This window comes from Ruegeria sp. BE1 (assembly GCF_056538885.1).
Genome location: NZ_JBQFTY010000001.1, coordinates 917,392 through 938,012 on the forward strand (window position 1 = coordinate 917,392; position 20,621 = coordinate 938,012).

At 59.3% G+C, this 20,621-nt stretch carries 17 protein-coding genes; 4 read left to right on the plus strand and 13 right to left on the minus strand.

Annotated features, from left to right (window positions below; genetic code table 11):
* From ACR0J5_RS04575 to ACR0J5_RS04615, 9 genes are all read right to left on the minus strand, one after another.
* Positions 1 to 1,365 carry a sensor histidine kinase gene (locus ACR0J5_RS04575; RefSeq protein ID WP_480650846.1) on the minus strand — a complete coding sequence of 455 codons (1,365 nt, stop codon included), beginning with the start codon at positions 1,363 to 1,365 and terminating at the stop codon, positions 1 to 3.
* Positions 1,358 to 2,038: a response regulator transcription factor gene (locus tag ACR0J5_RS04580; protein ID WP_480650847.1), complete on the minus strand. Its 681-nt coding sequence runs from the start codon at positions 2,036 to 2,038 to the stop codon at positions 1,358 to 1,360. Before ACR0J5_RS04580 ends, ACR0J5_RS04575 begins: the two co-directional genes overlap by 8 nt.
* 186 nt (positions 2,039 to 2,224) lie before the next feature.
* Positions 2,225 to 3,661 carry a Do family serine endopeptidase gene (locus ACR0J5_RS04585; RefSeq protein WP_480650849.1) on the minus strand — a complete coding sequence of 479 codons (1,437 nt, stop codon included), beginning with the start codon at positions 3,659 to 3,661 and terminating at the stop codon, positions 2,225 to 2,227.
* Positions 3,662 to 4,416: 755 nt separating this feature from the next.
* Positions 4,417 to 5,016, minus strand: a complete 600-nt coding sequence (locus ACR0J5_RS04590) for a nucleotidyltransferase family protein (RefSeq protein WP_480650851.1) — start codon at positions 5,014 to 5,016, stop codon at positions 4,417 to 4,419.
* Positions 5,017 to 5,047: 31 nt separating this feature from the next.
* Positions 5,048 to 7,465 carry a GcvT family protein gene (locus ACR0J5_RS04595; RefSeq protein WP_480650853.1) on the minus strand — a complete coding sequence of 806 codons (2,418 nt, stop codon included), beginning with the start codon at positions 7,463 to 7,465 and terminating at the stop codon, positions 5,048 to 5,050.
* A 92-nt stretch (positions 7,466 to 7,557) separates the two neighbouring features.
* The gene (locus ACR0J5_RS04600; protein ID WP_480650855.1) at positions 7,558 to 8,865 is read right to left on the minus strand and encodes an HlyC/CorC family transporter; all 1,308 of its coding nucleotides are present in this window, start codon (positions 8,863 to 8,865) and stop codon (positions 7,558 to 7,560) included.
* 63 nt (positions 8,866 to 8,928) lie between these two features.
* Complete coding sequence (locus ACR0J5_RS04605; protein ID WP_480650857.1) at positions 8,929 to 9,882, minus strand: site-specific tyrosine recombinase XerD; 954 nt, start codon at positions 9,880 to 9,882, stop codon at positions 8,929 to 8,931.
* 2 nt (positions 9,883 to 9,884) lie between these two features.
* Entirely contained in the window at positions 9,885 to 11,408 is a 1,524-nt protein-coding gene (locus tag ACR0J5_RS04610) for a hypothetical protein (RefSeq protein ID WP_480650859.1), read from the minus strand.
* A complete protein-coding gene (locus tag ACR0J5_RS04615; RefSeq protein ID WP_170742601.1) occupies positions 11,398 to 11,547 on the minus strand; it encodes a hypothetical protein in 150 nt (49 codons plus the stop codon). Before ACR0J5_RS04615 ends, ACR0J5_RS04610 begins: the two co-directional genes overlap by 11 nt.
* Positions 11,548 to 11,626: 79 nt before the next feature.
* Here ACR0J5_RS04615 and ACR0J5_RS04620 point away from each other — a divergent pair, with 79 nt between their 5' ends.
* Complete coding sequence (locus tag ACR0J5_RS04620; RefSeq protein ID WP_480650861.1) at positions 11,627 to 12,214, plus strand: shikimate kinase; 588 nt, start codon at positions 11,627 to 11,629, stop codon at positions 12,212 to 12,214.
* On the plus strand, positions 12,215 to 13,327 hold the full coding sequence (aroB, locus tag ACR0J5_RS04625; protein ID WP_480650863.1) for a 3-dehydroquinate synthase: 1,113 nt from the start codon (positions 12,215 to 12,217) through the stop codon (positions 13,325 to 13,327).
* Here the strand turns inward: aroB and ACR0J5_RS04630 are convergent, their stop codons facing one another.
* Together ACR0J5_RS04630 and ssb are read right to left on the minus strand one after the other, a co-directional pair.
* The gene (locus ACR0J5_RS04630) at positions 13,328 to 14,398 is read right to left on the minus strand and encodes a site-2 protease family protein (protein WP_480650864.1); all 1,071 of its coding nucleotides are present in this window, start codon (positions 14,396 to 14,398) and stop codon (positions 13,328 to 13,330) included. It lies immediately after the preceding gene.
* An 18-nt stretch (positions 14,399 to 14,416) separates the two neighbouring features.
* Entirely contained in the window at positions 14,417 to 14,920 is a 504-nt protein-coding gene (ssb, locus tag ACR0J5_RS04635) for a single-stranded DNA-binding protein (protein WP_480650866.1), read from the minus strand.
* Between the two features lie 205 nt (positions 14,921 to 15,125).
* On the opposite strand from ssb, the gene ACR0J5_RS04640 reads away from it, so the two are divergent.
* Both ACR0J5_RS04640 and ACR0J5_RS04645 read left to right on the plus strand, forming a co-directional pair.
* Positions 15,126 to 15,704, plus strand: a complete 579-nt coding sequence (locus ACR0J5_RS04640; RefSeq protein WP_480650868.1) for a lytic transglycosylase domain-containing protein — start codon at positions 15,126 to 15,128, stop codon at positions 15,702 to 15,704.
* 376 nt (positions 15,705 to 16,080) lie between these two features.
* A complete protein-coding gene (locus ACR0J5_RS04645; RefSeq protein WP_480650870.1) occupies positions 16,081 to 16,794 on the plus strand; it encodes a DNA helicase in 714 nt (237 codons plus the stop codon).
* A 171-nt stretch (positions 16,795 to 16,965) separates the two neighbouring features.
* Here the strand turns inward: ACR0J5_RS04645 and ACR0J5_RS04650 are convergent, their stop codons facing one another.
* Together ACR0J5_RS04650 and ACR0J5_RS04655 are read right to left on the minus strand one after the other, a co-directional pair.
* Positions 16,966 to 19,053 carry a dipeptide ABC transporter ATP-binding protein gene (locus tag ACR0J5_RS04650; RefSeq protein ID WP_480650873.1) on the minus strand — a complete coding sequence of 696 codons (2,088 nt, stop codon included), beginning with the start codon at positions 19,051 to 19,053 and terminating at the stop codon, positions 16,966 to 16,968.
* Between the two features lie 92 nt (positions 19,054 to 19,145).
* Positions 19,146 to 20,609: an ABC transporter permease gene (locus ACR0J5_RS04655; protein WP_480650875.1), complete on the minus strand. Its 1,464-nt coding sequence runs from the start codon at positions 20,607 to 20,609 to the stop codon at positions 19,146 to 19,148.
* Positions 20,610 to 20,621: the final 12 nt, after the last annotated feature.

The window sequence follows — 20,621 nt, forward strand, 5'->3', positions numbered from 1 at the left end:
CTAGTGGCTCAGCTGGATGATCGCCTCAAGACCCGGGTTGGCATTGCGGGCCTGAAACCCGCCTTCGTGCATATGGGCGATGGCCGCGACCAAAGCCAGACCCAGCCCCGCATTGCGTTCGGTTCGGGCCGGATCAAGGGTCACAAAGGGCATTTGCAGGCGCTTCAAATCCTCTTGCGGGACACCGGGGCCCTGATCGCGCACGCTCAGATTGGTAAAGGGCCCATCCTCGCTAAGGGTGATGGTGATCGTCGTATCCTCGGGCGCGTAGCGCATCGCGTTTTCCAGCAGGTTGGACAGCGCCTGAGACAACAGGGGGCGGTGTCCGGGGATGGGTGCGGCGGTGCCCGTTACCTCAAGCTGAATGCCCTGATCGTTTGCGACGGGCTCATACAGCTCGACCACATCAGCCACCAATTGCCCAAGGTCCACGGTTTCGAACTGATCGCGGCCCACGCCAGCCTCGGCGCGTGAGATGTCCGTCAACTGCCCTAAAACGCGCAGCACGTGGTCGATTTCGGTACTGGCCCGAATGACGTCGATCTGCCGGTCCTGCTCGGACTTGTCCGGGTCGGACAGCGCCTCGACCCGTTGTTTGAGGCGCGACAGGGGCGAGCGCAGGTCGTGGGCGATGGAATTCGAAGTGGTGCGCAGGTTGCTGACCAGTTCTTCGATCCGGTCCAGCATGGTGTTCAGCGTTCCGGACACCTGATCGAACTCATCACCCGTGCCACGCAAGGGCATGCGGCGGGACAAATCGCCCGAGACGATGTTTTCGGCCGTGCTGGCGATGTCCGACAGGCGGGAAAACACGAGGCGGGTAAACAGCCACCCGGTCAGGACACTCAGCGCGAGTGCAATGGCCAGCGCGATCCCGACCGAGCGCAGCAGGACCCGGTCGAATTGCTCGCGGGCCAAAGCATCGCGCCCGACCAGCAGACGTTCGCCGCCCGGAAGGCGGATTGAGGCCGCTGAAATCGGCACCAACTGGTCGTTATCCGCGCGGCGCAGCTCAAGATCGACCCAGCCGCTGCCTGCCGCAATATCATTGGGCCATTGCTTCAGGTTGCCGGCCAGTTTCGCGCCAAAGCGGTCGGTCAGCAGATACAGCGCATCGCGTTCCGAGGCCGAGGGCAGGCGGCGTTCTATCGCGGTCAGCAGGCCGATCAGACCCCGGCGTTCATATTCATCGGCCAGCCCGGTCAGTTCGGCGGACACGACGGATCGTGTCTCGCCTTCGATACTGCGGTTCGCCGTGACATACACCAGCGCCAGCACTGTCGCGGTCAGCAACGTGCTGAGCACCATACTGGCCAGAACAAGACGCGTACGTGAATTGTTGAACGATAGCCGCAGGTTATCCATCTGAGATCATATAGCCGGCACCCCGGACGGTTTCAATCAGCGGCACGTCACCCCCTTCGTCCAGCTGACGGCGCAGCTTGGAGATATGGACGTCCACCACATTGGTGTTGGGGTCGAAATGGTAATCCCACACACCTTCCAACAGCATGGTGCGCGACACCACGCGGTTTTTCCGGCGCAGAAAGAACTCTAGGATCTGGAACTCGCGCGGGGTCAGGGTGATCTCGCGCCCGTTGCGGGTGACTTTGCGGGTCAGCAAATCCATCTCAAGATCGCGGCAGGTCAGGGTCGGGCTTTCCTCGGCCTCTTGCGGGCGGCGCAGCAGTGCTTCGATCCGGGCATGCAATTCCTGAAAGGAAAACGGCTTGACCAGATAGTCATCCGCACCGGCGCGCAGCCCTTTGACACGCTCGTCAACCGCGCTCATGGCGGTCAGCATCAGAACCGGGGTTTTCACCCCCGCCGCGCGCATGGATTTGATCAAAGACAACCCGTCCAGCCCCGGCAGCATCCGGTCCAGAACAATGGCGTCAAACCCACCATCCGTGGCGTGATACAGGCCCTCGCGCCCGTCTTCGGCGGCTTCGACGATATAGCCCTCTTCGCCAAACCCTTTGGCGATGAACTCCCGTGTTTCTTCGTCATCTTCGACGACCAGCAAGCGACGGCTCATGATCAGAGTTCCTTTCGTAACGGGAGTAAAGCACAAGTTACCAACCAAAACACGTGGTTGTATGGGGAATTACGTGCCGGGTGCGTCACTGCGCACCCGGCAGTCCCGGCGGTTTGCGGACAATTCAAACCCGCCAGGGAGGCGCCCGCCAGATTTCCCCATCACGTGGCGCGCGCAGGTGAAAGATCAGGCGATCTCAACAGCAACAAAAATCTGGTTGCCGCCGCGGTTGATCAAAACCAGGGCAGGGTCCGTCTTTTCGCTGTCCAGAGCCGCCTTCAGCGCATCCGGAGTCGCCGTGTCCTGACCGCCCAGCCTGACGATCACATCGCCCCGCTGCAGACCGGCTTTGGCCGCCGGGCTATCGGGCTTCAGGCCCGTGACAATCACGCCGTCGACATTTTCACCGACCCCAAGGTCAGCGCGTTTTGTGTCGGTCAAAGGGGCCACCGTGACACCCAACGCGGTGCCCGAGACGGTTTCGTCGACGGATTTGTCGATCTCGGCCGAGGCGCTTTGATGCTGACCGATGGTCAGTTCGATCTGCTGTTCCGTGCCATCCCGCAAAACGGTCAGAACGCTGTCGCTGCCGACTTTGGTGGTGCCAACAAGGATCGGCAGATCACTGCTGGATTCCACAACCTCGTCATTGAAGGTCAGGATGACATCACCCTGCTTCAACACGCCATCCGCCGGGCTGCCGTCAACGACATCGGACACAAGCGCACCGTTGGCGACATCGATCCCCATGGCCGCCGCAATCTCGGGGCTGACATTCTGGATCGACACGCCCAGCCAGCCGCGGCTGACCTGACCGTCGTCGCGCAGATCGGCTGCGATATGTTCAACAATGTTCGACGTCACGGCAAAACCCAGGCCCACGGACCCGCCCGTGGGGGAGTAGATGGCCGAGTTCACGCCAATCACTTCGCCTTCCATGTTGAACAGCGGCCCGCCTGAATTGCCCTTGTTGATTGCAGCATCGGTCTGAATGAACTCGGCATAGGGCCCCTGAGAGATGTTGCGCCCTTTGGCCGACACGATACCGGTGGTCACGGTGGAATGCAGGCCGAACGGGTTGCCGATGGCCACAACGTCTTCACCCACACGGATCACGTCGCTGTCGCCCAGCTCGACGGCCTGCAGCGTGCCATCCGCGTCGATCTTGAGAACGGCAATATCGGTCAGCGGGTCGGTGCCGATGACTTCGGCGTCATAGCTGCGATCATCCGACAGGCGGACGGTCACGCTGTCCGCGTTTTCGACAACATGGTGGTTGGTGATGATGTAGCCGTCTTGATCCAGCACAAATCCCGAACCCAGACCCTGCGAGGGTCCGCGCTGTGGTGCGTTAAACCCATCGGGCGCGCCAAAGCGTTTGAAGAATTCTCCAAACGGGTGCTGTTCCGGCAAGAATTCCTGACCTTGTGCCTGTACCGGAGCTGCGCTTTGCTCGGCGATGATGGTGACGACCGACGGGGATACGGTCTCGACCAGATCGGCAAGGGCTTCGTCAGCCATGGACGGCAGGGCAGTGGTGGCCAGCAAAGCTGCGCTGAGTGCGCCGGCGCCAACCCAAGCTGCTGTCCCGGGCAAAAGAAGCGAGGTTTTGCGGATGCTCATTTTTATCTCCTGTTTATCCCACGCGAGTGCGGTCGCGCGTTGAAACAGGAGATGCGCACACAGTCTGAGAGTTTCCTGAGCGAATTGTTAAGAAAACTTAATTTTGCCACAAATGGATCGTTTTATGTGCGCCGTGGAGCCGAGCAGATCGGAGGATTTGCGCGAATCGCTGTGTGTCGAATCGGTGGATTGTTGCCGATCTGAAATACAACACTCGAAAAGAGTTGAATTGAATCATTTTCGTTAACAAAGCACCCACCCAAATCCCGACCTGAGCGCCGAACACCTTTGGGTTGTGGCTCGCTTGGTGCAAGTTTGGGCTTATCAAAAACAAATTATAGCAAATGGACCGGATAGCTAACTGAGTTTATGTTTAACGGTAGTTGCCAAGATTCTGCCCTCAAAACAGATTCACTCTTAGGTTGATTCAGATTTTCAGAATGTTGCGGAAAAACCATTCTGATACGCGCAAAATTAACCGCTATTTCCAATTTTACGTTGTTTGAATCCATCAGATGGGTGACGATGAAGGTGCCCAAGCGAGGGGGAGCCGAACGGCACTAGGGGGTGCCTAAGGCTTGTCACAGTTGCTGGAAACGCTGAGCGGCATGTTAACGAGGGGGTCTTGTTTAGGTTCGGCGGCGGAATAGCCAGAATGTCGATTGACGTTATTGGCCGCGTTTCCGGGATTGATGAAAAGTGGTAGTCCTAATTTGGGTACCGGCCCGGTCTTTACTGACCGGGCCGTGTTTCTTTTACAGACCCCGTTTTGCGCACCAAGCGGCCCAATCCTCGGGCGTATCCAGATCCATCAACGCATTCTGACCGGGCAGGGTTTGCAAGTGCACTTTGTCCGCGTTTTCACGAACAACGGATTGAGCACCCTCATCGCCGGTCAGGTCGCTGAGCCGTGCAAACAGGCGGCGGTCGAACACGACCGGGTGTCCGGGTTTGCCGCTGGCCGTCGCACCGCGCCAGATCAAATGGTCAGGGTGTGCCGTCACCGACGCCAGCACGGTTTCAATGTCTTGTGTCGTGATCTCGGGCAGGTCGGCCAGCAGGATCATGGCGGCGGGGGCGTGGTCGGGGACATGGACAAGCGCACCGCGCAAGCTGGCATTCATACCTTCGCTGGCATTGGGGATTTCCACGCCCTGTACGTCCAGATCGCGCAGCACCTCGTATCTGGGATGCGGGGCAGGCGGCAGGGCGACAATCACGGGTGCCGCGCGCCTGGCAATCTGAGTTGCACGGCGCAGCAATGGTTGACCGTCCACAATCTGCATCAGCTTGTCCTGCGCGCCCATGCGGCTGGACTGTCCGGCGGCCAGCAGAAGAATTGGTATATCTGTCATGCGCTTACCATGCCCGCACTTGGGCGCGGTGTCATCCCCGCATGCGTGCACCATCCGCGTCAAACAGCGGGTCCGAGATTACGCGGGCATCGCGCAACTGGCCGAGAATTTCGATCTGAACCTCTAATCCGTCCGCCACGCGGTCAGCGGGCAGAAAGCCCATCGCGATGGATTTGCCCGCATAGTGCGAATAGCCGCCCGAAGTGCAGAACCCGACAACCGCGCCGTCCAGCCATATCGGCTCATAGGCGTTTACATCGGCATCTTTTGCGTCGACCTCAAAGGCGACCAAGCGGCGAGACACGCCTTCATCCAGGTCACGTTCGGCAGCCGCACGCCCGATGAAATCAGCCTGTTTCGAGAAGGCAATGAAGCGATCCAGCCCGGTTTCCGCTGCGGTGTAATCCGGAGAGAATTCCCGCATCCAAGAGCCAAAGAACTTGTCCAGCCGCAGGCTCATCATCGCGCGCATGCCAAAGGGGACCATGCCGAGCGGTTGTCCGGCCTGCCACAGAGTCCACCACAGCTGTCTTTGCGCCATGGGATCGCAGTAAATCTCAAACCCCAGATCGCCGGTATAGCTGACGCGTTGTACGATGCAGTCGGTCATGCCAACCGTCATGCGCCGCACATCCAGAAACCGCAGGTCCGAGATGTCGTCGCGGGTGCAGGCGGCCAGCACCTCGGCGGCCTTTGGGCCTGCGATCTGAAACCCGTTCAGGCGGTCGCTGATGTTGTCGATCTGCACGCCATCCTGTGCGTTTTGCAGGAACCAGCGCATGTGGAATGCCTGGCTGCCATATGACGCCGTCAGCCTGAATTCTGTGTCAGTCAGGCAGGATACGGTGAAGTCTCCGATCAACTTGCCCTTCGGCGACAGCATGGGGGTCAAGGATACCCGTCCCGGTTGCGGAATGCGCCCGGCCATGATGCGGTCCAACCACGCGCGCGCCGTAGGTCCGGCTATGCGGTATGTGCCGAAATTGTGCACCTCATTGATGCCGACTGCGGTGCGCACGGCCTGTACCTCGCGCCCTGTTGCGTCAAACGCATCCGAGCGCCGGAACGAAGGCGTCTCATACCCCGGCTCATCGCCCTGCGCGAAATAGTTCGCGACTTCCAGCCCGTATTGCTGCCCCCAGACCGCGCCCAGATCGCTGAAGATGTCATACATCGGAGTGGTGCGATTGGGGCGCGCGGCGGGCAGTTCTTCGTTAGGATAGGCGACGCTGAACCGTTTTTGATAATTCTCGATCACCTTGGGGCGGGTATAGCCGGGGCTGATCCAGTCCCCGAACCGCGCCACGTCCATCGCAAAGACATCGCGTTCCGGCTCACCTTCGATCATCCATTGTGCCAGCGTCAGCCCAACACCGCCGCCCTGACTAAAGCCTGCCATCACGCCACAGGCCGACCAGTAATTCCGAACCCCCGGCACCGGCCCGACCAGAGGGTTCCCGTCTGGCGCAAAGGTGAAGGGCCCGTGGATCACCGATTTCACCCCGGCTTCGGCCAGAACAGGAAAGCGGCGATAGGCGAATTCGATACTGTCGGTGATCTTGTCATAGTCGTCGGGCAGCAGTTCATGGCCGAACTCCCACGGGGTGCCGTCCACCGCCCATGGTTTGCAGGGTTGTTCATAGAACCCGATGCAGAGCCCGCGCCCTTCCTGCCGCAGATAGCTTTCGCCTGCCGGGTCCATCACATGGGGATGTTCGCCGCCCGCGTCGATGATCGCCTCGATCTGCGGGATCGAGTCTGTCACCAGATATTGATGCTCCATCGGGTGCAGCGGGAAATAGACACCGGCCATCGCGCCGACCTCACGCGCCCACAAACCGCCCGCGTTGACCACATGTTCGGCATGGATGGTGCCCTTGTCGGTCACCACATCCCATGTGCCATCGGGGCGCTGATTGGTTTCGCGCACCATGCAATGGGTTTCGATCGTCGCCCCGCCCATCCGGGCTGCTTTGGCATAGGCATGGGTGGTGCCCGAGGGATCAAGATGCCCGTCCAGCGGATCATAGAGCGCACCGATGATGCCGTCGGTATTGGTGATGGGGGCGATCTGTTTGATTTCATCGGGTCCGACAATCTCGGTCTCTAACCCCATGAACCGGTGCTTGGCGCGTTCAGCCAGCAGCATGTCGAACCGATCCTGATTATCGGCCAGCGTAACCCCACCCACGTGATGCAAGCCGCAGGACATGCCGGTGATCTCTTCCAGCTCTTTGTACAAGCGGATCGTATAGCCCTGCAGCGCGGCCATGTTGGTGTCGCCGTTCAGCGTATGAAACCCGCCCGCCGCATGCCAGGTTGAGCCGCTGGTCAGCTCTGAACGTTCCAGCAGCATGACATCGGACCAGCCCAGCTTGGTCAGATGATACAGAACCGAACAGCCAACAACGCCGCCCCCGATGACGGCTACCCGTGTTGTGGTCTTCATCTCTGTACCTCCTGTGTCTTGTTGTCGAAGACTGCGGGCAGGGGGCAAGGCTGACTGTTCCGTTCACGACACGACATGTCGCGGACCGGGTGTCACAGGGGGCGGATCTTCAGCTCGGTGATCCGGTTACCCTCGCGTGCGGTGACTTCGAAACGGAACCCATGGAACGCAAAGACCTGTCCGGTGACGGGGATCATCTGCGCCTCGTGGATGACAAGGCCCGCGATGGTGTTGGCCTCTTCGTCGGGCAGCGACCAGTCCATCGCGCGGTTGGCGTCACGGATGGTCATCGCGCCTTCGACCAGGAATTGCCCATCTTCGGTGCGGGTGACTGGGACGTCTTCTTCGATGTCGAATTCGTCTGCGATCTCCCCCACGATCTCTTCCAGAATGTCCTCAAGCGTGATCAGACCGCGCAGCGATCCGTATTCGTCGACCACCAGCGCGAAATGGCTGTGCATGCGCAGGAATTCCCGCATCTGGTCGTCCAGAGTGGTGGTTTCCGGCACGAAATACGGATCATTGGCCACTTTCGAGATATCGAAGGTCTCTAACCGGTTCGCATCATTTTCCGTGCCGCCCGCATGGGCGTACATGGCGCGGAACAGGTCTTTGGCATGGACCACGCCCACGATGTTTTCGGGTTCATCGCGGAAAACGGGCAGGCGGGTATGCGGGCTTTTGAGGCATTGCTGAAGGATCGTTTCAGGCGCATCATCGGCGTCGATCATCTCAATATTCGAGCGATGCAGCATGATCTCTTCGACCGTGCGGTCACCCAGATCCAGCGCGCCCAGAATGCGGTCACGGTCTTCTTTTTCGACCACGCCCTCGGAATGGCCCAGTTGCAGGGCTCCGGCGATTTCTTCGCGCACCGCCAGAATGTTGCTGTCGGGGTCGATCTGCACACCAAACAAGCGCAACACGCCGCGCACCAGCAGGCGCACCGCTGCCACCACGGGGGAAAAGACGGTGACGACAACGCTGATGATCGGCGCCACCAGCGAGGCGGCTTTTTCGGCATTGGTGATGGCGTAGGTCTTGGGCAGAACCTCGGCAAAGATCAGAACCAGCAGGGTCATCACCAGCGTCGCCAGCGCCACGCCGCTTTCGCCAAACAGGCGCGTGAACAGGGCCGTCGCCAGCGAGGCCGCAAGGATGTTCACCAGGTTGTTGCCCAGCAGGACCGAGCCGATCAGCCGTTCATTGTCATCGGTGATGTCCAGCGCCTTTTGCGCCCCGCGCGAGCCCTTATCGGCCTGCGCCCGCAACTTACCGCGCGATGAGGCGGTCAAAGCCGTTTCAGAACCCGAGAAAAAGCCCGACAGGACAAGCAAAAGCAGAATGGCGCCTGTGGTAAACCAGAATGCGCCGTCGATCAGAGAGGGTGAGGGTTCCATCGGTCCTTGATTGTTGGTGTTGCTGCATCCGTTATGGGGGCGCGCCCCCTGCGGATCAAGGGGTTAGCCCTTGTCTTCGGGGTCTTTCGCCAGCGGGTGATGCGCGAACACCAGTTCCGACAGGCGTTCGTCCAGAACATGAGTGTAAATCTCGGTGGTTGCCACATCCGCGTGGCCCAGCAGGGTTTGGATGGATCGCAGATCGGCCCCGTTGGCCAAGAGATGCGTGGCAAAGGCGTGGCGCAACGTGTGCGGCGTGACCTTTTCCGGGGATACGCCGCCGTGAACGGCCAATTCCTTAACCAGCAGAAAGAACATGTGCCGGGTCAGATGCCCGGACTTGCCGCGCGACGGGAACAGGAATTTTGACCGCTGTCCGCCTTTGGCCACGGTGTCATCTTCGGCCTCGTCCCGCAGAACCAGCCATACGGCCAGCGCCTCGCGCGCCGGGGGGGACAGGGGCACCATCCGCTCTTTCCCGCCTTTACCCATCACCAACAGCATCCGCGGATCGCCGCGCGCGGACGAGACGGGCAATGAGACCAACTCGGTCACGCGCATGCCAGTGGCGTAAAGCACCTCCATCAGGCAGGTGTTACGCACGCGGTCGGCCTTGGTGCGGCCGGTTTCGCGGGCGGCTTGCAGCAACCGGTCGACCTCGGGCACGTCCAGCGTTTTGGGCAGGCGTTTCTGACGTCCGGGGCCCTTGATCTGAATGGCGGGGTTTGCCTCGCGCCAGCCTTCTTCAAAGGCAAAGCGGTAAATCTGCTTGATCGCAGACAGCCGCCGCGCGCGGGTGGATTGGGCCAGCCCCTGCGCATCGCAATCGATCAGATAGTTTTCGATCTGATCGCGCCCGGCATCGGCAAAGCCGGTTTTGCGCCGTGCAAGCCAGGCTGCGAAGTCTTTCAGGTCGCGGCCATAGGCCAAAAGAGTGTTGTTAGCGGCGCCCAGCTCGGCCGCCTGCGCTTGCAGGAAGGTGGAAATCCAAAGCTCGGATGTCGCGGGGGCTGTCATGATCACCTGTCCTGCAGGATCAGCAGATTTAGCGCGGCGCGGCGGGCGGTATCCTCAAGGCCCACGCGACGCAGCGTTGCAACAGCCGCCGTCAGGTCCACAAGATTGCCGCGCGCGCCATGGGCAAACAGCTCCATCGTTTCCAGTATGGCTTCGCCCAGCTGATCATTGGCCAGCATGGCATCAATGTCCGAGGGCACAGGCGCTGCCCATGCAAAGCCCTGCGCGACTGCGTCTGCCATGGGTGACGGGCTGCGGGCGCGCCCCGGATCACCCTGCGCCAGAGCGGCCAGAAACTGTGTGTCCACCGATTGATCAGGCGGGGAAAGCGCTGCTGTTTCATAGAGGTCAGACAAAAGCAGGATGCGCCAGCGCAGGCTCTCTGCGACCGGGTCCGGCAGGGTGGTCTGCGACAGGCGACCGGCAAACAGTTCCGCAAAGGGAACCTCCAACCCAACACTGCGCATTTGTTCCCAGACCACGGGCAGGGCTTTGGCCACCGCTCCGGGCTTGCCGGAATTCAACGCGCTTTCGAATTTCTGTATGGCTGCGACCCGGTCCCAAACCGCGCCGGACGCGGCGGGGGACCGTTCGGTGTAAAGTCCCAGCAACTGATTGGGCGTCAGGGCGCCGATCCGGGTCAGACGCTCGGCCGCCTCAATTTGGGCCTTCCAGCCTGCCACATCGCGCAGGTCGGCATTGGCAAAGGCACGCGGCAACGGGGCTGAAGGCAAACGTTCCCCAATCGCCTCAAACAGGCGAAAGCTTAGCGGGTCGGGGTGGTCGGGTTGGGGCAGATAATCAGCATCTTCAAAGAGTTCCGGGCTGAGGAAGCGGTCCAGAAGGTCCAATTCTTCGGGGGACATAACCTGCAGCGCGTGCGCGGCCTCAAGCGTCAATGCGGCAGAGGCCCAGTCGCCGCGCCGTGCCTTACAGAAAATCTGCGCGGCATAGTCCTGTGACAGATGGGGTTGGGCGATCAGGGCGGTGCAGCTGCGGTCTTCGTCACCGGTCAGCAGGGTTGCATCAAACCAGCGCTGAAACCTTTCGCGGCTGTCGGTCGGACCGGCCAGTTGGACGAGGGACTGAACCGGGTCAGCGGCCCCCAGTTGCATCAGCCGGTCCAGCCGCGCCAACAGCAGCGTTTCTTCGGCACCGGGCCCGGCTGGCGCGCGGGCTTCGGACAGCAGCAGGGTGAACAGCAGCCGCTGCATGGCTGGGTTGTATTTGACGGGAACGCGGGCAATTAGCTGTGCCAACCGGTCGGGATCACTGTTTTGCCACAAGCCCACCGGCAGCCCCGTGACCGAGGAGGACACCAGCCCCAACGGCTGTGACAGGGCCTCAAGCGGTGTGACCTCAACATCCGGCTGCACACCGCTTTGCGTTACTGGTGGTTCCAGCAACACTGTGCCCGGCAGGTTCTCGGTCGGAGTGTTCAACCACTCGATCACCGACAGCGGCTCCTGCTGTGCCTGCGCTGATCCGGCCAGAAACAGCGCGACCAGTGTGGCCTTATTCGACATTCAGGATGACCGGCTCACGAATCTCGTCCTGCGGCGCGGAAAAATCGGCGCCGAAAAACGGCCCCAGATAGGCATATGCCACAAGCCCGATGAAACACAGGCAAATCAGATATAACAGGAACTTGATAAGACGACCCATTGCTCAACGCTGCCCCAATTTTCTCTTTTGTCATAGTTATAGCTAGCATTTTTCTTAAGATCACGTCATTCACGGTGAAATGAGCGAAATTAAGCATAACACCTCTGACCTGGCCCCTGATCAGCGCTTTGCACTGCACAAAACGGTGGTTCTTGTGGGCATGATGGGCGCAGGGAAGACGGCAGTGGGTCGTGCTTTGGCCGCGCGGCTGGATGTTCCCTTTCTCGACAGCGATGCCGAGATCGAATCAGCGGCCAATATGACCATCCCCGAGATCTTTGCCCGCGATGGTGAGGCGTTTTTCCGAACCAAGGAAAGCCAGGTTATAGGGCGACTGCTGGATGAGAAAAAAGGCATTCTGTCCACAGGCGGCGGTGCGTTTCTATCCGAACAAAACCGCGCGATGATCACCGACCGGGGCGTCTCGGTCTGGTTGCGGGCCGATCTGGATGTGCTTTGGAACCGCGTCAAACATAAAGATACGCGCCCTTTGCTGCGCACGGACGATCCCTATGCGACGCTGCGCGGTCTGTATGAACAGCGCGTGCCGATTTATGAGCAAGCGGATCTGATCGCCGAATCCGACGGCGAAACCTCGATCGACAATATGGTGAACCGGGTGGTGGACGCGCTGGCGACACGCCCCGACGTTTTGGAACTTAGGTAAATGCACCAAACCGTACATGTAGAGCTGGGCGAACGCTCGTATAACGTGGAAATCGGCCCGGACCTGCTGGCCGAGGCTGGAACCCGAATTGCCCCGTTGCTGCACCGGTCCAAGGTTGCCGTTGTAACGGATGAGAATGTGGGTGCCCTGCATCTGGACGCCCTGCGCGATGGTTTGGCCACGGCGGGCATTGAGATGACGGCACTGACCTTGCCTGCGGGCGAGGCGACGAAAAGCTGGCCGCATTTTGAGCGCACGGTCGAATGGCTGCTGGCCGAAAAGGTTGAACGCCGGGATGTGGTCGTTGCCCTTGGGGGCGGCGTGATTGGCGACCTTGTAGGCTTTGCCGCAGCGGTTCTGCGGCGCGGAGTGCGGTTTGTGCAAATCCCCACCTCATTGCTGGCACAGGTCGACAGCTCGGTCGGGGGGAAGACCGGAATCAATGCTCCGCAGGGCAAGAACCTGATCGGTGCGTTTCATCAGCCGTCACTGGTGCTGGCCGATACCTCCGTTCTGGGCACCATGACCCAGCGCGATTTCCTGTCGGGCTATGGCGAGGTGGTGAAATACGGTCTGCTGGGGGACGCGGCCTTTTTTGAATGGCTTGAGCAGAACGGAACGGATGTGTCCGGCGGTGATATGGCCGCGCGGGTGCGGGCCGTGACACGCTCGGTCCAGATGAAGGCCGACATCGTGGCACGGGATGAGACCGAACAGGGCGACCGCGCGCTGCTGAACCTGGGCCATACCTTCTGTCATGCGCTTGAGGCCGCGACCGGTTATTCTGATCGTCTTTTGCATGGTGAGGGCGTGGCCATCGGCTGTGCGCTGGCCTTTGAACTGTCCTCGCGCCTTAGCCTGTGTTCGCAGGAAGACCCAAGCCGTGTCCGCGCCCATCTGCGCGCGATGGGGATGAAGACCGATCTGGCCGACATCCCCGGAGAGTTGCCGGATGCCGAGGCCCTCGTCGATCTGATGGCACAGGATAAAAAGGTCATCGACGGCCAGTTGCGCTTCATTCTCGCGCGCGGGATCGGAGAGGCGTTTGTCACCTCGGACGTCCCGCGTGAGGCGGTGATTTTGGTGCTGCAAGACGCTCTGGCAACGGCCTGATCAGCGGCTGCGGATCACCATCAACTCACCGATATTCTCGCGAGTGATATATCCGACCATGGCCCCGGACTGCGCGCAGACTGCGATGGCCGGGGCACCTTTGCGCAGACCGTCCAGCACGGTCTCAAGCCCGCTCGTCAGTCGCACCTGCGGGATGTCGGTCACCATGATCGACGTCGCGGAGTCGGACCTTGGGTGATCACCTGCCAGCGCGGCAAACAGCCGATCCCGTGTCACGAAGCCCATCAGTTGACCGTCCGCACCAAGCACCGGAAACTCGTGCTGTGTCGTATGAATAACTGCCTGTGCCGCTGTCGCCAGCGTGTCGGACGGGGTCAAGGCATGAAACTCGGTGATCATCGCATCCCGCGCCAAGACCCGCCGCGCGATTGACCGCATCGCAACATCCTGGCTTTCGGAATTGGCGGCGAAAAAGACAAAGACCGCGATCAGAACGAGGATCGGATTGCCGGTGCTCAGCCCCCAGAAACCAAATCCAACCGCAACAACTTGGCCACTTATTGCAGCCATCTTGGTGGCCCGCACCCGGTCCATCCTGAGGCACAAAAGCGCGCGGAAAACACGGCCGCCATCCATGGGAAAGGCGGGGATCATGTTGAAGGCAGCCAGCAGCAGGTTCACATAGGCCAGCCGGTTCAACAATCCGGGTTCGGTTGAATCGATCTGTGCCATCGTCTCCAACGGCATGCCAGCGCCCAGAACCACCAGGATACCCCAGATCACGATATTCACTGCGGGTCCGGCAAGCGCCACCCAGATTTCCTGTTTGGGATTGTCCGGCATCCGTTCCAACCGCGCCAGACCGCCGATCGGCAGCAATGTGATGTCAGGGGTTTTGATCCCAAAGCGCCGGGCCATCAGCGCATGGCCGAACTCATGCGCCACAACGCAGGCAAACAGCGCCAGCACAAAGATCAGGTTTTCAATGGCTGCCGGGATGCCGCCGCTGGAATAGGCCGCAAATCCAACCCACGCCATTAGCAGAAAAAAGGTGACATGGACCCTCAGTTCCGACCCGAGTATGCGGCCGAGGGTGAAGGACCATGTCATGATATGTCTCCGTTTTGTTTAGAACGGAATCTCGTCGTCGTCGATTCCGCCGGATGCGGGGGCAGGGGCGCTGGAGGGCGCACCATAGGGGTCGCCATATCCACCGCCGGCCTGACCACCGCCATAGCCGCCCGATTGGCCGCCATAGCCACCACCGCCGCCGCCTTCACCACGGGCATCCAGCATTGTCAGTTCGCTGCGATATGGTCTCAGGACGACCTCTGTCGTGTATCTGTCCTGACCTGATTGATCCTGCCATTTGCGGGTTTCCAGCTGACCTTCAATGTAGACCTTGCTGCCTTTGCGCAGATATTGCTCTGCAACGCGCACCAGCGGTTCTGAGAAGATTGCAACCGAGTGCCATTGTGTTCGATCCTTACGCTCGCCCGTGTTGCGGTCTTTCCAGGTCTCGGACGTGGCGATGCGCAGGTTGCAAACTTTCCCACCATTCTGAAACGACCTTACCTCGGGGTCCGCACCGAGATTGCCTATAAGAATGACTTTGTTGACTGAACCCGCCATGTATTTCCCCGTTCTGAAGTAACGTACGCGCGCCGAATCTGACGCAGAGTTTCCCCGCGACCCTATACCGCCTGCGCCGTGGTTAAAACAAAGTTCATACGAGGGGTTTCAGGCAAGAAAATACACTGTTTCTGTTTACCAAGCTTTCATTGTTCACTGAAATATCTATACTCGTCAGAGTTCAGAATGGGCGAGATTGGCTTTAATGCGTTTTCTGGTTGGTGGTTTTTTGGTGGTTTGTTTCGCATTGGTCTCGGTTCCGGTGACCGCACAGACTTTGTCGACCAAAAGCCGCAAGGACATCTTCCTCAAACAATCCAAGGTTTTGGACAATCGCGCCGCCTCGCAGTACCGCGATTCCGAGCGGTTAAAGCCCAAGCGGGAAAAACCCCAGTTCGTACAGCGCTATACTGGTAAATACCGGGGCGAATACATCGCGCTTGCCCGTCAGGCCGCGCGCAAACACAATGTGCCCGAGGACCTGTTCCTGCGCCTTGTGCAGCAGGAAAGCGGCTGGAACCCCCGCGCGAAATCCCACAAAGGTGCGTTGGGTCTGGCCCAACTGATGCCCGGAACCGCGCAGCTATTGGGCGTGAACCCGCATGATCCAAAGCAGAATCTGGAAGGCGGCGCACGCTATCTGTCGTGGCAGTACCGCAAGTTCAAATCCTGGCGCCTGGCCTTGGCGGCGTACAACGCAGGGCCCGGAGCGGTCGAAAAGCACGGTGGCATCCCACCCTATAAGGAAACCCAGAATTACGTGAAGGTTATCTGGGGCAGGTAGTCTGACTACGCGATTGTTGCGGTGCCAGTGGGTTCCCCCGAAATGTCCTTGGTTTAGTAGCATTTGAATTGGCTCTGGTCGGAAGTCATGATTCCCTCCTGAAAATCTGTTGATGGTGCGCCAACGGGTTCACCAACAGTGACGCCTTATCGTCGGGTTCAGGTCAAACAAAGGAATCCTTGGCGAGATAGCTGAGGACAACTTTAGTGTTGAGGATCCGGGTTCGTTGACGCACAGTGAAGGCAGGCCCTGCTCGGGCCTCCGCCCTCCATACGGGAAGCATCAGTCATGTAGAGCGAAATTGTCTGAACCTGTCTCGTTCGAGCGCACGCATTAGGAGGGATTGCAGAAGCAGCTCGAAAGAGGAGGAACAAACATGCGATTTTCTGCACCCATTTATGTGTTGAAACGTAAAGCCAAGCTTTTGTCGCGGGACCGTGACGTCGCTCTGCATCGGGCGCTGGACAAGATTGCCACTGATGAGGGATTTCAGAATTGGAGTCATCTCATTTCATCAAAGGCGAATGAAGGCTCTGTCGGAGGTGTTCTTTCGAAATTAGACCCCGGCGACCTGGTGCTCGTCGGAGCAAGACCACGACAGGGAAAAACTCTTCTGGGGCTCGAACTGGCGGCGTCGGCATCGCAGCTTAAACGCAAAGGCTATTTCTTCACGCTGGATTACCATAAACGCGATCTTGCAGATCGGTTCTCAGATATTGGAATTGCCCCAAGCACCGGCGAAAAGCTGGTTGTGCTTGATACATCTGATGATGTTTCTGCGGACTATGTCATCCATCGCCTCAAGGCAGTGAGTGAACCTGTGCTGATTGTTCTGGATTATCTTCAGCTCCTTGATCAGAAGCGTACTAATCCAAGCCTCGACGATCAGATCAAGTCTCTTCAGAGGTATGCGATGGAGACAGGCGCAATTTGCGTCGTAATCTCACAAATCGACAGATCATTCGATTTAGGCGGGAAACCAATACCGGATGTATCAGACATACGCTTGCCAAACCCGCTTGATCTGTCCGTTTTCCGCAAGCTCATTTTCTTGCACGAGGGCAAAATCCGGTTTGAACGAGCCGCATAGGCCATTGAGCAACCGTTGTGAGGGCATATGATGAAAGTTCGCATATTACCCACGGCCTAATGTCGAAATGAAAACACCCTCGCAAAGTTCTGCGAGGGTGGGTTGTTCTATACGCCTTCGGTCGTTTTTTGACCTTGCAACACGCTTCGCCAAACTCCAGCGATCTCAGCCTTACTCTGCAGCCACTTTGATGACCGGTTCCATACGGGCAAGGATTTCCTCTGACAGGTGGCATTTCACCTGATGCCCATCGGCCAGAGTTTTCACCGGCGGCACGTCGCGTTCGCACATCCCGCCCGGCACCTCGGATTTCCAGCGGCAGCGGGTTTGGAACGGACATCCCGGCGGTGGGTTCATCGCCGACGGAATATCGCCCTCCAAAACGATGTGCTGCTTTTCGATCGAAGTATCCGCGATGGGCACCGCGCTCAGCAGGGCTTCGGTATAGGGGTGATAGGGCGGGGCAAAGACCTGATCGGTCGTGCCCAGTTCGACCACGTGACCCAGATACATCACCATCACCCGGTCGCTGAGGTATCGTACGATTGACAGGTCATGGCTGATGAACAGCAACGTGGTTTTGTGCTCGCGCTGAATTTCCATCAGCAGGTCCGTCACCGCCGCCTGAACCGAAACGTCCAGCGCCGAGACGGGTTCATCCGCCACCACAATCCTTGCGTCCCCGGCAAAGGCCCGCGCGATACCGACACGCTGTTTCTGCCCGCCTGACAGCTGGCGCGGCATCCGCTCCGCAAAGGCGCGGGGCAGTTTCACCAGGTCCAAAAGCTCCAGCATCCGTTTCTTGCGCTCGGCCTCGGACTTGCCGACGCCAAAGATTTCCAGCGCGCGGATGATCTGACGCCCAACGGTCATCGACGGGTTCAGTGTGTCAAACGGGTTCTGGAAGACCATCTGAACTTCGCCAACGGTCTTGGCATCACGTTCTTCGATGGGCACGTCCTCGATCGAGCGGTTGTCCAGCAGGATCTGACCATCCGTGGCCGTTTCAAGCCCCATCAGCACCTTGGCAAAGGTGGACTTGCCGCACCCGGATTCCCCTACGATGGCCAGCGTTTCGGATTCATGCGCCTCGAAACTCAGCGTTTCATTGGCTTTGACCACCTTGGTCTCGCCACCTCCGAACAAGGCGTTGGCGGCGACCTCATAGTATTTCTTGAGGTTGTCCATCTTCAGGACGGTGCGCCCGATCTCGGCCTTTTCTTTCTGTTCGCCCACCGTAATCGGCGCGTTCCAGTCGATTTCCTTGAACTTCAGACAGCGCGTGTGATGGCGGTCATTGCCGGGCACAGGCTCCATCAGGATGTTTTGGGCGTCACAACGGCCTTCTTCGAAATAGTCGCAGCGCGGGCCAAAGTTACAGCCCGGAGGACGCTCGTGTGGCAGAGGGAAGTTCCCCGGAATCGCCACCAGCGGCCGTGCGTTCTTGTCCGCACCGGGCAGGGGGATCGAACGGAACAGCGCCTGCGTGTAAGGGTGCTGCATTTCGTCGAACACATCCTTGATCGAGCCGCGTTCAACCGCTTCACCGGAATACATTACGCACAGCCGGTCGCAGGTTTCCAGAACCAGCCCGAGGTTGTGCGAGATAAACAGCATCGAAGTGCCGTATTTCTTGCCCAGATCCTTGACCAGTTCGACCACCGCAGCCTCAACGGTTACGTCAAGCGCGGTGGTGGGTTCGTCAAGGATCAGCAGCGCCGGCTTCGACATCAGCGCCATGGCGATGACGATCCGTTGTTGCTGGCCACCCGACAACTGGTGCGGGAACGAGTTCAGCATCCGCTCGGGGTCGGGCAGGCGCACATCCGTGACCACTTCCAGCGCGCGGGCATAGGCTTCTTCTGCGCCGACGCCTTCGTGGATCATCGGCACTTCCATCAACTGCTTGCCGATCTTCATGGCGGGGTTCAGCGAGGCCATCGGCTCTTGATAGATCATCGCGATTTCATTGCCGCGAATGTCGCGCAGCTCATCCGAGGTCATCTCGGACAGGTCGCGCCCCTTGAACTTGATCGAGCCGCCCACGATCCGCCCGTTCTTGCCGAGGTCCTGCATGACCCCCAGCGCCACGGTGGACTTGCCGCAGCCGGATTCGCCAACCAAACCAACCGCTTCGCCCGGTTGCACACTGACCGAGAAATCCATAACGGCTGGGATTTCACGCAAACGGGTGAAAAACGAAATCGAAAGCTTATCGATCTCAAGAATTGGCCCGTCATAATCCGCCAGTTTATTCATCTTGCTTACTCCTCGCGAGAGTCAGGGGATCCCCTTCATCTGGCTAAAAATATCCTGGGGGTCCGGGGGCAAAGCCCCCGGCCGCTTTCACATTAGTCCTTCAGGCTCTCTTCACGCAGACCGTCTGCCAGCAGGTTCAGACCAAGAACCAGTGTCAGCAGCGCCAGCGCGGGCGGCAAGGCCGGGTGCAGGTAGATCGACAAGAGCTTACGCCCCTCGTTGATCGTCGACCCCCAGTCCGGGCTTTCCGGTGGCAGCCCAAGACCAAAGAAGCCCAAGGTGCCCAGAAGGATGGTGGTGTAGCCAATACGCAGACAGAAATCGACGATCAGAGGCCCGCGTGCGTTGGGCAGTATCTCCCACAACATGATGTACCAGGGGCCTTCGCCTCGGGTTTGGGCTGCGGCCACGTAGTCACGGGTTTTGATATCCAGTGCCAGCCCCCGCACGATGCGGAACACGGTGGGTGAATTCACAAAGACCACTGACACAAACACCACCAGAATGCCGCCCGGAATGTCGAACAGGTCCAGATATGTGGGCAGACCCCAAATGCTATAGCTGTCCGTGTTGATGATGTACCCGCCGGTCGAAATCAGCGACAGGTACAACCAACCGGCAATTCCCAGTACTCCGATCAACAGCGGCGTACGGAATGTCGGCCTTGTGTAAAAGCGCGAATTCAGCAGAACCGCCAGGAACAGGATCGGGAAGACGAACAAGACGGCCGCCATATAGTTCGGCACCCCGGTTGCCACGATTTCCGGCGTGACCAGCAGGTAGAACAGCAAGATCACGGGGAAGGCGAGGATCAGGTTGGCCAGGAACGACAGGAACGTATCGAGGCGCCCACCATAGAACCCTGCGGGAAGACCCAGAGTGATGCCAACCATAAAGGCGAACATGGTGGCCAGTGGTGCGATCTGAACCACGATCCAAGCGCCTTTGACCATACGGCTAAAGACATCGCGGGCCAGGTTGTCACCGCCCAGCAGGTACCAAGCGTATTCCCCATCTGCGGTCGAAGGCACGGGCGTTCCGGGGACTTTGTTCTTCATGCCCGACACCTGTGACAGCGGGTCATGCGTGACGATCAGGTCCATTGCGCCAAAGATGCCGGTGAACACCCAGAACATCACCAGGCCAAACCCGATCATCCCAATGGGGCTGTCGAACAGTTTGCCGTAAAGGCCCAGCTTGCGTTTGAACGCAATCGACATGGCGAACAGGATCACCAAAGACATCCAAACGGGCAGGAACTGCTGTGAAATCGCTCCGATAATTCCGGCGCTGGTGCCCAGTAGAACGCCCAGCACGATATAGGCCAGCAAAAGGGCGACACAGGCGGTAAAGCTGTAGCGCAAGGCCTTTTGTGTCAGCCCGCGCAGGCCAGTGCCCGAGCTCAGCGTGCCATCGATGTTCACGCTGACCGGTGTTTCCGGCAGCACCATGCTGCCGATCATCCAGACCGCGATTGACACCACAAGGGCCGCGAGCGCGATCATCAGCAACGGGTTCAGGAGGGCGATAGAGCCGGTCCAGGTAAGAGGTTCCATGTCCTATCCTCC

What these genes read in the sequence shown, in the direction of transcription:
- ACR0J5_RS04600 (WP_480650855.1), bottom strand. Translation starts at nt 8,865, where the DNA reads ATGGAACCCTCACCCTCTCTGATCGACGGCGCATTCTGGTTTACCACA.
- ACR0J5_RS04645 (WP_480650870.1), top strand. Translation starts at nt 16,081, where the DNA reads ATGCGATTTTCTGCACCCATTTATGTGTTGAAACGTAAAGCCAAGCTT.
- ACR0J5_RS04605 (WP_480650857.1), bottom strand. Translation starts at nt 9,882, where the DNA reads ATGACAGCCCCCGCGACATCCGAGCTTTGGATTTCCACCTTCCTGCAA.
- ACR0J5_RS04620 (WP_480650861.1), top strand. Translation starts at nt 11,627, where the DNA reads ATGAGCGAAATTAAGCATAACACCTCTGACCTGGCCCCTGATCAGCGC.
- ACR0J5_RS04575 (WP_480650846.1), bottom strand. Translation starts at nt 1,365, where the DNA reads ATGGATAACCTGCGGCTATCGTTCAACAATTCACGTACGCGTCTTGTT.
- ACR0J5_RS04595 (WP_480650853.1), bottom strand. Translation starts at nt 7,465, where the DNA reads ATGAAGACCACAACACGGGTAGCCGTCATCGGGGGCGGCGTTGTTGGC.
- ACR0J5_RS04630 (WP_480650864.1), bottom strand. Translation starts at nt 14,398, where the DNA reads ATGACATGGTCCTTCACCCTCGGCCGCATACTCGGGTCGGAACTGAGG.
- ssb (WP_480650866.1), bottom strand. Translation starts at nt 14,920, where the DNA reads ATGGCGGGTTCAGTCAACAAAGTCATTCTTATAGGCAATCTCGGTGCG.
- aroB (WP_480650863.1), top strand. Translation starts at nt 12,215, where the DNA reads ATGCACCAAACCGTACATGTAGAGCTGGGCGAACGCTCGTATAACGTG.
- ACR0J5_RS04640 (WP_480650868.1), top strand. Translation starts at nt 15,126, where the DNA reads ATGCGTTTTCTGGTTGGTGGTTTTTTGGTGGTTTGTTTCGCATTGGTC.
- ACR0J5_RS04615 (WP_170742601.1), bottom strand. Translation starts at nt 11,547, where the DNA reads ATGGGTCGTCTTATCAAGTTCCTGTTATATCTGATTTGCCTGTGTTTC.
- ACR0J5_RS04610 (WP_480650859.1), bottom strand. Translation starts at nt 11,408, where the DNA reads ATGTCGAATAAGGCCACACTGGTCGCGCTGTTTCTGGCCGGATCAGCG.
- ACR0J5_RS04585 (WP_480650849.1), bottom strand. Translation starts at nt 3,661, where the DNA reads ATGAGCATCCGCAAAACCTCGCTTCTTTTGCCCGGGACAGCAGCTTGG.
- ACR0J5_RS04655 (WP_480650875.1), bottom strand. Translation starts at nt 20,609, where the DNA reads ATGGAACCTCTTACCTGGACCGGCTCTATCGCCCTCCTGAACCCGTTG.
- ACR0J5_RS04580 (WP_480650847.1), bottom strand. Translation starts at nt 2,038, where the DNA reads ATGAGCCGTCGCTTGCTGGTCGTCGAAGATGACGAAGAAACACGGGAG.
- ACR0J5_RS04650 (WP_480650873.1), bottom strand. Translation starts at nt 19,053, where the DNA reads ATGAATAAACTGGCGGATTATGACGGGCCAATTCTTGAGATCGATAAG.
- ACR0J5_RS04590 (WP_480650851.1), bottom strand. Translation starts at nt 5,016, where the DNA reads ATGACAGATATACCAATTCTTCTGCTGGCCGCCGGACAGTCCAGCCGC.